Source organism: Streptomyces sp. 351MFTsu5.1 (assembly GCF_000383655.1).
Taxonomy (GTDB): Bacteria; Actinomycetota; Actinomycetes; order Streptomycetales; family Streptomycetaceae; genus Streptomyces; species Streptomyces griseorubiginosus.
Map to the genome: position 1 here is coordinate 1 of NZ_KB911808.1, position 14,940 is coordinate 14,940.

At 69.2% G+C, this 14,940-nt stretch carries 12 protein-coding genes; 9 read left to right on the forward strand and 3 right to left on the reverse strand.

Annotated features, from left to right (window positions below; genetic code table 11):
• The 4 genes from H295_RS44520 to H295_RS0141875 all read left to right on the forward strand — a co-directional run.
• Nucleotides 1–510: vitamin B12 dependent-methionine synthase activation domain-containing protein (locus tag H295_RS44520; protein WP_043218893.1), on the forward strand; the 510-nt coding region annotated here is incomplete at its 5' end.
• A 127-nt stretch (nt 511–637) separates the two neighbouring features.
• Nucleotides 638–1,336, forward strand: a complete 699-nt coding sequence (locus H295_RS0141865; RefSeq protein WP_028810246.1) for an HAD family hydrolase — start codon at nt 638–640, stop codon at nt 1,334–1,336.
• 445 nt (nt 1,337–1,781) lie between these two features.
• Nucleotides 1,782–3,386: an ABC transporter substrate-binding protein gene (locus H295_RS0141870; RefSeq protein WP_020141340.1), complete on the forward strand. Its 1,605-nt coding sequence runs from the start codon at nt 1,782–1,784 to the stop codon at nt 3,384–3,386.
• A gap of 77 nt (nt 3,387–3,463) precedes the next feature.
• Entirely contained in the window at nt 3,464–5,044 is a 1,581-nt protein-coding gene (locus H295_RS0141875; protein ID WP_020141341.1) for an ABC transporter substrate-binding protein, read from the forward strand.
• 67 nt (nt 5,045–5,111) lie between these two features.
• Here the strand turns inward: H295_RS0141875 and H295_RS0141880 are convergent, their stop codons facing one another.
• Both H295_RS0141880 and H295_RS0141885 read right to left on the reverse strand, forming a co-directional pair.
• On the reverse strand, nt 5,112–5,783 hold the full coding sequence (locus H295_RS0141880; RefSeq protein ID WP_020141342.1) for a response regulator: 672 nt from the start codon (nt 5,781–5,783) through the stop codon (nt 5,112–5,114).
• 14 nt (nt 5,784–5,797) lie between these two features.
• Entirely contained in the window at nt 5,798–6,718 is a 921-nt protein-coding gene (locus H295_RS0141885; RefSeq protein ID WP_106961081.1) for a RecB family exonuclease, read from the reverse strand.
• Between the two features lie 691 nt (nt 6,719–7,409).
• Between H295_RS0141885 and H295_RS0141890 the strand changes: the two genes are divergently transcribed.
• From H295_RS0141890 to H295_RS0141900, 3 genes are all read left to right on the forward strand, one after another.
• Nucleotides 7,410–8,987, forward strand: coding sequence for a site-2 protease family protein (locus H295_RS0141890; protein WP_020141344.1), 1,578 nt, complete (start codon nt 7,410–7,412; stop codon nt 8,985–8,987).
• 38 nt (nt 8,988–9,025) lie between these two features.
• Nucleotides 9,026–9,928 (forward strand): tRNA (adenine-N1)-methyltransferase, encoded by a 903-nt coding sequence (locus H295_RS0141895; RefSeq protein WP_020141345.1) that lies wholly within the window; start codon nt 9,026–9,028, stop codon nt 9,926–9,928.
• 215 nt (nt 9,929–10,143) lie between these two features.
• The gene (locus H295_RS0141900) at nt 10,144–10,722 is read left to right on the forward strand and encodes a hypothetical protein (protein WP_020141346.1); all 579 of its coding nucleotides are present in this window, start codon (nt 10,144–10,146) and stop codon (nt 10,720–10,722) included.
• A 57-nt stretch (nt 10,723–10,779) separates the two neighbouring features.
• On the opposite strand, the gene H295_RS0141905 is transcribed toward H295_RS0141900, so the two are convergent.
• Nucleotides 10,780–11,085 (reverse strand): ferredoxin, encoded by a 306-nt coding sequence (locus H295_RS0141905; protein ID WP_020141347.1) that lies wholly within the window; start codon nt 11,083–11,085, stop codon nt 10,780–10,782.
• A gap of 244 nt (nt 11,086–11,329) precedes the next feature.
• On the opposite strand from H295_RS0141905, the gene arc reads away from it, so the two are divergent.
• Both arc and dop read left to right on the forward strand, forming a co-directional pair.
• Nucleotides 11,330–13,096 carry a proteasome ATPase gene (arc, locus tag H295_RS0141910; protein WP_020141348.1) on the forward strand — a complete coding sequence of 589 codons (1,767 nt, stop codon included), beginning with the start codon at nt 11,330–11,332 and terminating at the stop codon, nt 13,094–13,096.
• A 245-nt stretch (nt 13,097–13,341) separates the two neighbouring features.
• Nucleotides 13,342–14,853, forward strand: a complete 1,512-nt coding sequence (gene dop, locus H295_RS0141915) for a depupylase/deamidase Dop (RefSeq protein WP_078616912.1) — start codon at nt 13,342–13,344, stop codon at nt 14,851–14,853.
• Nucleotides 14,854–14,940 lie beyond the last annotated feature (87 nt).

Sequence of the window (14,940 nt, forward strand, 5' to 3'; positions counted from 1 at the left end):
CAGGGCAACGAACGCACCCGCTTCACCTTCCCCCGCCAGCGCCGCGGCCGGCGGCTGTGCCTCGCCGACTTCTTCCGCCCCGAGGAGTCGGGGGAGACCGACGTGGTCGGCCTCCAGGTCGTCACCGTCGGCTCCCGGATCGGCGAGCAGACAGCCAAGCTGTTCGAGGCCAACGCCTACCGCGACTACCTCGAACTGCACGGATTGTCCGTCCAGCTCGCCGAGGCCCTCGCCGAGTACTGGCACGCGCGCGTGCGCTCCGAGCTCGGCTTCTCCGGCGAGGACCCGGCCGACGTCGAGGACATGTTCGCCCTGAAGTACCGCGGTGCCCGCTTCTCGCTGGGCTACGGCGCCTGCCCCGACCTGGAGGACCGCGCCAAGATCGCCGACCTGCTCCAGCCCGAGCGCATCGGCGTCCACCTCAGCGAGGAGTTCCAGCTCCACCCCGAGCAGTCCACCGACGCGATCGTCATCCACCACCCGGAGGCGAAGTACTTCAACGCCCGCTGAAGCCGCCCGTCGGCTCCGCACCACCTCACCGAGCACACTGATCGGATAAGTCGTACACTGGTCGGTCCACCGCAGGCCGGTTCCCTTCGTGGGAACCGGCCTGCTCGTCCCTCAAGGAGGTACGTGGATGACCAGCACGGTCCCCGCGCCAATGACCCGTACGGCCGACGGCTCCGCCCTCCAGGCCGTCCTCCTCGACATGGACGGCACCCTGGTGGACACCGAGGGCTTCTGGTGGGACGTCGAGGTGGAGGTCTTCGCCCACCTCGGCCACACCCTCGACGACTCCTGGCGCCATGTCGTGGTGGGCGGCCCCATGACCCGCAGCGCCGGCTTCCTCATCGAGGCCACCGGCGCCGACATCACCCTCCCCGAGCTCACCGTCCTGCTCAACGACGGCTTCGAGGAGCGCATCGGCCGCGCCCTGCCCCTGATGCCCGGCGCCACGCGGCTGCTCGCCGAACTCTCCGCCCACGGGATCCCCACGGCCCTGGTCTCCGCCTCGCACCGGCGCATCATCGACCGTGTCCTCACCTCCCTCGGCCCCCGGCACTTCGCCCTCACGGTCGCCGGCGACGAGGTGTCGCGCACCAAGCCCCACCCCGACCCGTATCTGTTCGCCGCCGCCGGACTGGGCGCGGATCCGGCCAGATGCGCGGTGGTCGAGGACACCGCGACCGGAGTCGCCGCGGCCGAGGCGGCCGGCTGCCAGGTCGTGGCCGTACCCTCCGTCGCCCCCATCCCGCCCGCCCCCGGCCGCACCGTCGTCGGCTCCCTCGAAGAGGTCGACCTGACGTTTCTGCGCGGCTTGATCAGCTTTCGATGATCCTTCGATGACGGAAATGCCTCCGCTGTTCACCCAGCGTGCAACGCGGATAGCGCGGTAATTCCCCAGAGCCCCGTCGCCGGAATTCGAACCGCGCCGGATGGCCGAATTCCGGTCGGCTGCCGCCCTGTTACGGGTGTGAGGTTCCCCACTCGACGGAGGCTCGACAGCCGGGCCGGGCTGTGCCGGACGCGCCGCTTCCGCGGGCCCGGCGGTGCCTATGTGTCCCGATTCATGGAACCCTGCACTAATCCTTCCCCTGTCGGGTTTTCGGTGCGTCCACGCCCGGTTCCGCTGTGTGATGGCACTTCAACTCCGGTACCCGCGAACCGTCCTTCAGGTGCGGACTAATCTCCTGCTGAGAACATCGCCCCACCCCCGTGATCCGCCGCACCACCCATGCATGCCGGTTACACGGACCCAAGAGCTCTGGAGAAACTCGAGCATGAACCGCAAGACTTTGGTGCTGCCGGCCGTCATCGGTCTGCTCGCGCCGGTGCTCGCCGCCTGCGGCGGGACCGACGCCGGCAGCGGCTCGAGCGACGCGATCGGCGTCGGCACCACGGACCGGTTCACCGCCACGAAGGACGCCCCGGCGCCGCTCGACCCCGCCTACGCCTACGACGTCGGCACCTGGAACGTCCTGCGCCAGACCGTGCAGACCCTGATGATCCAGCCCAAGGGCGACGGCGAACCCGTGCCCGAGGCGGCCCAGTCCTGCGGCTTCAGCGACAGCGGCAACGAGCGCTACGTCTGCACCCTGCGCGAGGGCCTGAAGTTCGCCAACGGCCACGCCATCACCGCGTCCGACGTGAAGTACTCCATCGACCGGGCCCGTGCCCTCAAGGCCGACTCCGGCGTCTTCGCGCTGCTCTCCACGATCGACACCGTCGAGACCAAGGGCGAACGAGAGGTCATCTTCCACCTCAAGACCGCGGACGCCACCTTCCCGTACAAGCTCTCGACCCCGGTCGCCGGCATCGTCGACCCCGAGGACTACCCGAAGAACAAGCTCCGCGACGGCTTCGACGTCGACGGCTCCGGCCCCTACACCATGAAGGCCGACGTCAAGAACGACGAGCTCGTCGACGCCGTGTTCACCAAGAACCCCAACTACAAGGGTTCGTTGACCGTGAACAACGAGAAGGTCGAGCTGCGCTCCTACGCGGACGCCGACAAGATGGGCGAGGCCCTCGAGAAGGGCGACATCGACCTCATCACCCGCACCATGTCGCCCGCGCAGATCAACAAGCTCTCCAATGCCTCGGGTGGCGCGGTCGACCTCGTCGAGATGGCCGGCCTGGAGATCCGCTACCTGGCCTTCAACACCAACGCGCCGACCGTGAAGTCCCGCGCGGTGCGCCAGGCCATGGCCCAGCTGATCAACCGCGGCGAACTCGTCTCCAAGGTCTACGGCACCCAGGCCGAGCCGCTCTTCTCGCTGGTCCCGGCCTCCATCACCGGCCACTCCAACTCGTTCTTCAACAAGTACGGCGACCCCAGCGTCACCAAGGCCAAGGCCCTCATGGCCCAGGCCGGCATCAGCACCCCGGTGAAGCTGACCCTGCACTACACGACCGACCACTACGGTCCGGCCACCAAGGAGGAGTTCGAGGACCTCCAGAAGCAGCTCAACGACAGCGGGCTCTTCGACGTCAGCATCCAGGGCACCCCCTGGGACACCTTCCGCCCGGCCGAGCAGAAGGGCAAGTACGACGTCTACGGCATGGGCTGGTTCCCGGACTTCCCGGACGCGGACAACTACCTCGCCCCCTTCCTCGACAAGGACAACTTCCTCGGCTCGCCGTACTCCAACAGCAAGATCCGCAACACCCTGATTCCGGACTCCCGCCGCGAGGCCGACCGCATCGCCGCAGCCGGAAGCCTGACCGAGATCCAGGACATCGTCGCCAACGACGTCCCCGTGCTGCCGTTGTGGCAGGGCAACCAGTACGTCGCCGCGCGCGACGACGTCACGGGCACCGCCTACGCGCTCAACTCCTCGTCGACGCTGCAGCTGTGGGAACTCGGCAAGGGCGTGAGCGGCTGACCGGCCGTCACCCCCTTCGCCCCGGGCCGCGGGACCGGCCCGGGATTCCAACAGAATCGACGACAAGGCACTCGCACGTGAACAAGCGCATCCAGTGGCCGGTCCTGCCGATCGTGGCGGGGCTGGCCTCCGGCCTGTTGACCGGCTGCGGTACGGACTCGGGTGACTCCGGTTCCGGCGGCTCCTCGGTGGTCATGGGCATGTCCGACGACGTCCTCGCCACCGACCCGGCCTCCGGCTACGACCCCGGCTCATGGCTGTTGTTCAACAACGTCTTCCAGTCGCTGCTCAGCTTCCCCAAGGGCGGCACCGAACCGGAGCCGGACGCCGCCCAGAAGTGCGAGTTCACGGACACCAGGACCCAGGTGTACACGTGCACGCTCAAGGACGGCCTCAAGTTCAGCAACGGTGACGCGCTCACCTCGAAGGACGTCAAGTTCTCCTTCGACCGCACGCTGAAGATCAACGACGACGCCGGTCCGGCGATCATGTTCCCGATGCTCGAGAAGGTCGAGACCCCGGACGAGAAGACCGTCGTCTTCAGGCTCAACACCCCCGACGCCACCTTCCCCAGCAAGATCGCCTCCGGTGCCGGCTCGATCGTCGACCACACCCAGTACGAGGCCGACGGCCTGCGCAAGGACGGCAAGGCGGTCGGCTCCGGCCCGTACCAGCTCGACTCGTTCGACGACGACCAGGCCGTCTTCTCCGTCAACGAGAACTACAAGGGCACCGCCGAGACCCAGAACTCCGGCGTCACCCTGAAGTTCTTCCACGGCGACCAGGGCGCCCTGAAGACCGCCCTGACCGACAACAAGGTCGACCTCGCCTACCGCGGTCTGACCGCCCGCGACATCACCGACATCGAGAACGCCTCACCCGACTCCGGCGTCGAGGTCGTCGAGGGAACCAGCGCCGAGGTCCAGCACCTCGTCTTCAACATGAAGGACCCGGTCGCCGGCAAGGTCGGCGTCCGCAAGGCGATCGCCTACCTCCTCGACCGCGAAGCCCTCATCCACGACGTCTACCAGGGCACCGCCACCCCGCTCTACTCGATCATCCCGGCCGGTATCGCGGGCCACAACACGGCCTTCTTCGACACCTACGGCGCCGAGCCCTCCCGGGCCAAGGCCGCCACCGCCCTCGCCGACGACAACATCACCGGCAAGGTCAAGCTGACCCTGTGGTCCACGCCGTCCCGCTACGGCCCTGCCACCGACCAGGAACTCCGCACCATCGCCAAGCAGCTCAACGCCAGCGGGCTGTTCGCCGCCGACGTGAAGTCCGTGGCCTTCGGCCAGTACGAGAAGGACATCGCCGCCGGGAAGTACGGCGTGTACGTCAAGGGCTGGGTCCCCGACTACCCGGACGCCGACAACTTCACGGCGCCCTTCTTCGGCAAGGGCAACGTGCTGGACAACAACTACGACAACAGCAAGATCACCGGCACGCTCATCCCCGAGACCGCCGCCCAGCCGGACCGCTCCGCCACGGACGACCACTTCGGCACCCTCCAGGACATCGTCGCCGACGACGTCCCCGTGCTGCCGGTCTGGCAGGCCAAGCAGTACGCCGTGGTCCGCGACGACGTCTACGGCCTGGAGTACTGCCTCGACGCCTCGACCGTCTTCCGCTTCTGGGAGCTCAGCAAGGGCTGAACCGGACCTGTGGACACGAAGAGGGCGCCCCCGGTCAGGGAGGGGGCGCCCTCTTCGCTCACCATTCCTACTGCGCGCCGGGGCGCACCAGCCCGCTCTCGTACGCGTACACCGCGGCCTGCACCCGGTCCCGCAGCCCCAGCTTCGTCAGGACATGACCCACATGGGTCTTCACCGTGGTCTCGCTGACGAACAGATCCGCGGCGATCTCCGCGTTGGACAGCCCGCGCGCCACCAGCTTCAGCACCTCGACCTCGCGGTCCGTGAGCGTGTGCAGGGTGTCCGGCACCGGCTCGTCACCCGACGGCAGATGCGTGGCGTACTTGTCGAGCAGCCGACGCGTGATGCTCGGCGCCAGCATCGCCTCACCCGCGGCCACCACCCGGATCGCCTGCACGAGCTCATTGGCCGGAGCGTCCTTCAGCAGGAACCCGCTGGCCCCCGCCCGCAACGCCTCCACCACGTACTCGTCGAGATCGAACGTGGTCAGCACCAGCACCTTCGCCGGACCGTCCCGGCCCGGGCCGGTGATCTGCCGGGTCGCCTCCACACCGTCCATCCGCGGCATACGGATGTCCATCAGGACCACATCGGGCTGGAGCGCCCGCACCTGGTCCAGAGCCTGAAGGCCGTCTCCGGCCTCGCCCACGACCGCGATGTCCTGCTCCGCCTCCAGAATCATCCGGAAGCCGGTTCGCAGCAGCGGCTGGTCGTCGACCAGTAGGACGCGGATGGCCACGTAAGTCTCCTTCGCTAGTCCGGCCCCATTCTGCCCTGCGCGTCCGCCGCCGACCCGGCCGCCCTCACCGGCAGCGGATACGGCGGGGGAGTGCCGCCGAACTCCGGGCAGTGCTCCTGGTGGTCGCACCAGCCGCACAGCTTGGTCGGACGGGGCCGCCAGTCGCCCGTCTCCGTGGCCTGCCGGATCGCCTCCCACAGCGCCAGCAGCTTGCGCTCGACCCGCTCCAGATCGGCGAGGACGGGGTCGTACGTCAGAACGTCACCGCTGCCGAGGTACACCAGCTGGAGCCGGCGCGGGATCACGTTCTTCAGCCGCCACACCACCAGGGCGTAGAACTTCATCTGGAACAGCGCGCCCTCGGCGAACTCCGGACGGGGCGCCTTGCCCGTCTTGTAGTCGACGATCCGCACCTCGCCGGTCGGCGCCACGTCGACCCGGTCGATGATCCCGCGCAACGTCAGCCCCGACTCCAGCCGCGTCTCGACGAACAGCTCGCGCTCGGCGGGCTCCAGCCGGGTGGGGTCCTCCAGCGTGAACCACCGCTCCACGAGCCGCTCCGCCTCACCGAGCCAGCGCGCGAGCCGCTCGCCGTCCGGATCGTCGGCGAACAGCTCGACCACCTCGGGGCGGCTCTCCCGCAGCCGGTCCCACTGGCCCGGGATCAACGACTTGGCGGCGGGCGCGGTGCGCTCACCCGCCGGGGCGTCGAAGAGCCGCTCCAGCACCGCGTGCACGAGGGTGCCCCGCGTGGCCGCCTCGCTCGGCTTCTCGGGCAGCCGGTCGATCACCCGGAACCGGTACAGCAACGGACACTGCATGAAGTCACCGGCACGCGAGGGGGACAGGGAGGCGGGCGCGGCGGGGAGCGTCTTGGCGGGTGCCGCACCCCGGGCGGGGCCGGAGGCGACCGGCTCGACGCCGGCGGGGATCATCGGTTCCACAACGCCGCCGGGGTCGAGCGGGAGTGCCTCCTCCGGTGCTGTTCCGGGAGAGGGCAGGGGTGCCGAGGGTGCGGGGGAGGCCTGGACCATCCCCGGGGCAGTCGCGACCTGTTCCGCCGCCTCCGGATCGGCCGCTTCCGATCGCTCGCTCGCGCCGCGGTCTGCCGCGTTGGGGGCCTCTGCTGCGGCAGGGTCGGCCGTGAGCGGGTCGGCCACTACAGGCTCGGCCGAGACCGCGTCAGCCGCCACAGGCTCAGCTGTGGCCGCGTCGGTCGCTCCAGGCTCAGTCGTGGCCACGCCAGCCGATTCGGGCTCGTGCGCACCCGGATCGGCCGATTCGGGCTCCGGCGTGAGGCCCTCGGTCACCCCGCGGCCGGTCGTGTCCCGGCGCTCGGCTGTGCGGGGCTGCCTCGCGACCGGTGGGGCCGCCGCCTGCGGGGGCTCGACCGGGGCTTCGGGCGCCGACTCGGCCACGCCCTCCGTGCTCGTCTCCATGACCACAGACCATACGGCCCGCCACTGACAGTGACCCAGCCGCGACCCTCACGGCTGCAACGCCTGAGGAAACACAGGGGGTGCCGGGGCGGAACGCACCGCGACCGCCGCATACCATCGACCCGAGACCCTTCCGCACGGCAGACGCGGAAGACGCTTCGGAAGACGTTTCGAACGAGGGGACATCGTGGACGAGAGCGGCGGGAGCGGGCAGCCGCGATCCGGTACGGACGGGTCGGCCGAGCCCCACGCAGGGCCCCCGGCCCGAGCCACCGACCCCCACGACAACGGGACCCGGCCGGCACCCGACCGACCCGCCGAGGCCCCCGACGCCGACGAACGACCGGCCGAACCCCCCGCCCCGGAGACCGCCGAGCACGTCGAGCCCGCCGAGTCCCCGGAGCCCGTGGAACCGGCCGGCGAGACACCGCAAGCCGCTCACCCCCACACCGCCCAGGACCGGCCCCAACCCCCCACCGGCCCGACCAAGCCCGAAGACACCCCCGACCACGGCACCCACGACCCGGGCACCTCCGACCCCGGCACCCCCGACCACCACCGCACCCTCGCCCATTCCGGCCCCACCCCCAAGAACCCCCCGCCGCAGTCCCCCCAGCCCCGCGGCGGCCTCCTGATGGGCCGGCCCTTCGGCGTGCCCGTCTACGTCGCCCCCAGCTGGTTCCTCGTCGCCGCGCTCATCACCTGGGTGTTCGGCGGCCAACTGGACCGCGTCCTGCCGGAACTCGGCGCCGCCCGCTATCTCGTCTCCCTCTTCTTCGCGGTCGCCTTCTACGCCTCGGTCCTGGTCCACGAACTGGCCCATACCGTCGCCGCCCTCCGCTTCAAGCTCCCCGTCCGTCGCATCCAGCTCCAGTTCTTCGGCGGCGTCTCCGAGATCGAGAAGGAGGCCGAGACCCCCGGCCGGGAGTTCGTGCTGGCCTTCGTCGGCCCGCTGCTCTCCCTGGTCCTCGCCGGCGTCTTCTACCTCGCGATGCAGCCCGTCGAACCCGGCACGGTCCCCGGCGTCCTGCTCGCCGGCCTGATGATCTCCAACCTCATCGTGGCCGCCTTCAACCTGCTGCCCGGCCTCCCCCTCGACGGCGGCCGCATGCTCCGCGCCGTCGTCTGGAAGATCACCGGCAGGCCCATGAGCGGCACCATCGCCGCCGCCTGGGTCGGCCGAGCGCTCGCCGTCTGCGTCCTCATCGGCCTCCCGCTGCTCACCCAGTCCGGCGCCCTCGGCTCCTCCGCCGAGGACAACGTCGGCATGGACACCGTGATGGACGCCCTGCTCGCCGCGATCCTCGCCGCCATCATCTGGACCGGCGCCGGCAACAGCCTCCGCATGGCACGCCTGCGCGAACACCTCCCCGAACTGCGCGCCCGCACCCTCACCCGCCGCGCGGTCCCCGTCGAGACCGACACCCCCCTCTCCGAGGCCCTGCGCCGCGCCAACGACGCCGGCGCCCGCGCCCTGGTCGTCGTCGACGCCGAAGGCACCCCGCTCTCCCTCGTCCGCGAGGCCGCCATCGTCGGCGTACCGGAACACCGCCGCCCCTGGGTCGCCGTCAGCGGCCTCGCCCAGGACCTCACCGACGGCATGCGCGTCTCCGCCGAACTCGCCGGCGAGGACCTCCTGGACGCCCTGCGCGCGACCCCCGCGACGGAGTACCTGGTCGTCGAGGAGACCGGCGAGATCTACGGCGTCCTCTCCGCGGCCGACGTCGAGCGCGCGTTCGTGAAGGCCATGGCCAGGCCGTCCTAGTGGTCGGCGGCCCCTCCCGGGACCGGTAGGCTGTTCACATGTCCGAACCGACCGGTGCCGCCCGCAGGCGCGGGCCCTTCAAGGTCGGGGACCAGGTTCAGCTGACCGACCCCAAGGGCCGCCACTACACGTTCACGCTCGAAGAGGGAAAGAACTTCCACACCCACAAGGGTTCCTTCCCCCACGACGAGCTGATCGGCGCACCCGAGGGCAGCGTTGTCCGCACCACCGGTAACGTCGCCTACCTCGCGCTGCGCCCCCTGCTCCCCGACTACGTCCTGTCCATGCCCCGCGGCGCCGCCGTGGTCTACCCCAAGGACGCGGGGCAGATCCTCGCCTTCGCCGACATCTTCACCGGCGCCCGCGTCGTCGAGGCAGGCGTCGGCTCCGGCTCGCTCAGCAGCTTCCTGCTGCGCGCCATCGGCGACCAGGGCATGCTGCACAGCTACGAGCGCCGTGAGGACTTCGCCGACATCGCCCGGCAGAACGTGGAGCGCTACTTCGGCGGCCCGCACCCCGCCTGGCAGCTCACCGTCGGCGACCTCCAGGACAACCTGTCCGACACCGACGTCGACCGCGTCATCCTCGACATGCTCGCCCCCTGGGAGTGCCTGGAGGCCGTCTCCAAGGCGCTCGTCCCCGGCGGCATCCTGTGCTGCTACGTCGCCACCACCACCCAGCTCGCCCGGACCGTCGAGTCCATCCGCGAGATCGGCTCCTTCAACGAGCCGACCGCCTGGGAGACGATGATCCGCAACTGGCACATCGAGGGCCTGGCCGTCCGCCCCGACCACCGGATGATCGGCCACACCGGCTTCCTGCTCACCGCCCGCCGCCTCGCCGACGGCGTCGAGCCCCCCATGCGCCGCCGCCGCCCCGCCAAGGGCGCCTACGGCGAGGACTACGCCGGCCCCAACGCCGACGGAGGCTCCGGCCGCTAGGGCGGCCCGGTGCCGCATTCAACGTACGGGCGCCGGGGTGGAGTTCCCGCAGACCAGGGGAACTCCACCCCGGCGCCCTCATGTTGAGGAGGCGGCAGGACCCGGCGCGGCGCAACCCGCACAAGTACCCACCCCGCCGTTCCCCAGATCTGTGACGTGTGGCACCATGCTGGCCACCCCCCCCACCGGCACAGCCCTCACAGGAGACGCTCCTAGTGCAGCAATCCGCCGTCCCGGAACTGGCACACACGCACACCCGCCCGATCCACTGGGTCGCCACCGCCACCGCCGTGGCAGCGGTCGTGGCCTTCTCCTCGGTCCTCCAGCCCAACCCCGCGACGGCGGCACAGGCGGCCGGTCCCGAAGCCGGACCCGCCCCGGTGGTCACCACCGCACCCGATCCCACCCACGTGCACTTCCCGATCGACTGCGGCCCGGTCAAGGCGAAGGTGCAAAAGCGCGCCTCCGGAGACCTCGACGGTGACGGACGGCCGGAAACCGTCGTCGTGGTGCACTGCGACGCCGCCATGGGCACCCCGCCCGACGCCGTCTACGTCATCACACGCGCGAAGGACACCGGCGAACCCCGAGTCGTCGCCACCCTGCTGAGCCCGAAGAGCCGCAACACCGTCACCGACTTCACCGTGAGCGACGAAGCGGTCGAAGCGACCCTCCTCGGCTATTCCACGTCGGACGTACCCAGTTGCTGCCCGGACGTGACGGACAAGGCGAAATGGCAGTGGAAGGACGGCGCGTTCGTCCGCTCGACCCCGGCGGGCACACACACCGTCTGACCGAAGCGGTCACGCTTGTGAGAAATCAGACAGTGGTCGCGCGGAGTGTCCGAACGGTCACTCCGCGTCCGGGCCGTAGACCTCGACGCTGTCCGAAACCCGCCGTACATGGATGCACTCACCTGGACACTCCTTCGCGGAGTCGACCACATCGGTGAGAAGCGGCAGCGGAACGGGCGTTGTGGCGCCCTTCTCCTGCAACAGCTCGTCGTCCGAGCCCTTCACATAGGCCAGACCGTCGATGTCCAGCTCGAACACCTCCGGCGCGTACTGCACGCAGATGCCGTCACCCGTACACAGGTCCTGATCGATCCAGACCTCCAGGGTCTCGCCACCGGCCCCGGCCTCCTGCTGCACGCCCATGTCTCCTGCCGTTTACGAGTCGAGCCGAACGGGAATCCGGCCAGCTCTGACGGGTGTTGAACGCTTCGACACTACCTCGGGCTGGGTTCCCGGCACGTTCGCTGGGTATTTCCCTGGCGTGAGGGAGAGCGCAAGGGTGAAGATCGGACACACCCCGACCGTCTTTGTGATCTAGGGGTTTCAATCGACACCCGCCCAGGTAGGGTCTGGAAGCGTCCAGCTCCCCTTGGAGGAGGTGAGGACCGTGGCAGCCCACGACGACGACATGAACCGCGGCATCCGCCCGGGACGAGGGTCCGACGACCCGTCCGGGCAGATTGCCTACCTTGAGCAGGAGATCGCCGTCCTGCGGCGCAAGCTCGCCGACTCTCCGCGACACACGAGGATTCTCGAAGAGCGGATCGTCGAGCTGCAGACCAACCTGGCCGGCGTATCCGCACAGAACGAGCGACTCGCCAACACGCTCCGTGAGGCCCGCGACCAGATCGTGGCCCTCAAGGAGGAGGTCGACCGGCTCGCACAGCCGCCGGCCGGCTTCGGCGTCTTCCTCGAAGCGAACGAGGACGGCACCGCAGACATCTTCACCGGCGGCCGCAAACTGCGGGTGAACGTCAGCCCCAGCGTCGAACTCGAAGAGCTCCGGCGCGGCCAGGAAGTGATGCTCAACGAAGCTCTCAACGTGGTCGAGGCCATGCAGTACGAGAGCGTCGGCGACATCGTCACCCTCAAGGAGATCCTTGAGGACGGCGAGCGCGCCCTGGTGCAGGGGCACACCGACGAAGAGCGCGTGGTACGGCTCGCCGAACCACTCCTCGACGTCACCATCCGCCCCGGCGACGCCCTGCTCCTCGAGCCGCGCTCCGGCTACGTCTACGAGGTCGTCCCCAAGAGCGAGGTCGAGGAACTCGTCCTCGAAGAGGTCCCCGACATCGGCTACGAGCAGATCGGCGGACTCGGCGGCCAGATCGAGGCCATCCGCGACGCGGTCGAGCTGCCGTACCTCTACCCGGACCTGTTCAAGGAGCACGAACTGCGCCCGCCCAAGGGCGTCCTGCTCTACGGGCCCCCCGGATGCGGAAAGACGCTCATCGCCAAGGCCGTCGCCAACTCGCTGGCCAAGAAGGTCGCCGAGGTCACCGGCCAGGCCCAGGGCAAGAGCTTCTTCCTCAACATCAAGGGCCCCGAGCTCCTCAACAAGTACGTCGGCGAGACCGAGCGGCAGATCCGCCTCGTCTTCCAGCGTGCCCGTGAGAAGGCCAGCGAGGGCACCCCCGTCATCGTCTTCTTCGACGAGATGGAATCCCTCTTCCGCACCCGCGGCTCCGGCGTCAGCTCGGACGTGGAGAACACCATCGTCCCGCAGCTCCTCGCCGAGATCGACGGTGTCGAAGGCCTCCAGAACGTGGTCGTCATCGGCGCCTCCAACCGCGAGGACATGATCGACCCCGCCATCCTGCGCCCCGGCCGACTCGACGTGAAGATCAAGATCGAGCGTCCCGACGCCGAGGCCGCCAAGGACATCTTCGGCAAGTACCTCACCGAGCGCCTCCCCCTGCACGCCGACGACCTCGGCGAGCACAGCGGCAGCAAGGCCACCACCGTCGCCAGCATGATCCAGACGGCCGTGGAACACATGTACGCCGAATCCGAGGAAAACCGCTTCCTGGAAGTCACCTACGCCAACGGAGACAAGGAAGTCCTCTACTTCAAGGACTTCAACTCCGGCGCCATGATCGAGAACATCGTCGGCCGCGCCAAGAAAATGGCGATCAAGGACTTCCTCGACCACAACCAGAAGGGCCTCCGCGTCTCCCACCTCCTCCAGGCCTGCGTGGACGAGTTCAAGGAGAACGAGGACCTGCCCAACACCACCAACCCGGACGACTGGGCCCGCATCTCCGGAAAGAAGGGCGAACGGATCGTCTACATCCGTACCCTCATCACCGGAAAGCAGGGCGCCGACACCGGACGCTCCATCGACACGGTGGCGAACACCGGTCAGTACCTGTAAACACAGGGCGGCTGCGGGTGCCCTCGGCGGGGTACCCGCAGCCGACTGTTTTTCAGGCAACTAACCGGACCAAAGGCGAGCAAGGCAATGACGCAAATGATCTCCCCACCAGCGCAGAGCCGTTCTAGGCTCTTCGGTACCGCCGAGTCGCGCAGTGCGGGGACGGGCACCGCACACGCACCGGAGCGCCAGCGGTACTTGAGCGCCGCCCCCGACCGAGGGCGCCGCCGGGCAAGGAGGGCCGCATGACCGTACGGCGAGTAATGGGCATCGAGACGGAGTACGGGATCTCCGTCCCCGGCCACCCCAACGCCAATGCCATGCTCACCTCATCCCAGATCGTCAACGCCTACGCGGCGGCGATGCACCGGGCCCGCCGGGCCCGCTGGGACTTCGAGGAGGAAAACCCGCTGCGAGACGCACGGGGCTTCGACCTCGCCCGCGAGGCCGCAGACTCCAGCCAGCTCACCGACGAGGACATCGGCCTCGCCAACGTCATCCTCACCAACGGTGCGCGCCTCTACGTCGACCACGCACACCCCGAATACAGCTCCCCCGAGGTCACCAACCCCCGCGACGCCGTCCTCTGGGACAAGGCCGGCGAGCGCATCATGGCCGAGGCCGCCGAACGCGCCGCAGCGCTCCCCGGCGCCCAGCCTATCCACCTCTACAAGAACAACACCGACAACAAGGGCGCCTCCTACGGCACGCACGAGAACTACCTGATGAAGCGGGAAACCCCCTTCTCGGACATCGTGCGCCACCTCACGCCCTTCTTCGTCTCCCGCCAGGTCGTCACCGGCGCCGGCCGCGTCGGCATCGGCCAGGACGGCCACGAACACGGCTTCCAGCTCAGCCAGCGCGCGGACTACTTCGAGGTCGAGGTAGGACTTGAGACGACGCTGAAGCGCCCGATCATCAACACCCGAGACGAACCCCACGCCGACGCCGAGAAGTACCGCCGCCTCCACGTGATCATCGGCGACGCGAACCTCTCCGAGATCTCGACCTACCTCAAGCTCGGCACCACGGCCCTGGTCCTGTCGATGATCGAGGACGGCTTCATCGCCGTCGACCTGGCCGTCGACCAGCCCGTACGCACCCTCCACCAGGTCTCCCACGACCCGACACTCCAACGCCTGGTCACCCTCCGCAGCGGCCGCACACTCACCGCCGTCCAGCTCCAGATGGAGTACTACGAGCTGGCCCGCAAGTACGTCGAGGAGCGCTACGGCGCCGACGCCGACGACCAGACCAAGGACGTCCTCACCCGCTGGGAGGACACCCTCAACCGACTCGAGAACGACCCCATGAGCCTCGCCGGCGAGCTGGACTGGGTCGCCAAGCGGGAGCTCATGGAGGGCTACCGGCGCCGTGACGGCCTCGACTGGGACGCCGCCAAGCTGCACCTCCTCGACCTCCAGTACGCCGACGTACGGGCCGACAAGGGCCTCTACAACCGTCTCGCGGCCCGCGGCCGCATGAAGCGCCTCCTCGACGAGCAGGAGGTCGAGAGGGCCCGCACCAAGCCCCCTGAGGACACCCGCGCCTACTTCCGCGGCCGCTGCCTCGAGCAGTACGCCGACGACGTCGCCGCGGCCTCCTGGGACTCGGTCATCTTCGACCTCCCGGGCCGGGACTCGCTCCAGCGCGTCCCAACCCTCGAACCGCTTCGCGGAACGCGAAATCACGTCAAGGAGCTGCTGGACCGCTGCCGCACGGCAGAAGACCTGGTCAGGGTCCTGTCCGGCAGCTGAGCAAGGCCTTGGGCCGGGTGCTCCCGCAGGGTGGAAAACTCGGCCAGAGGGAATCATCGAGATGGCCCCCGTACGTTGTAGGAACTG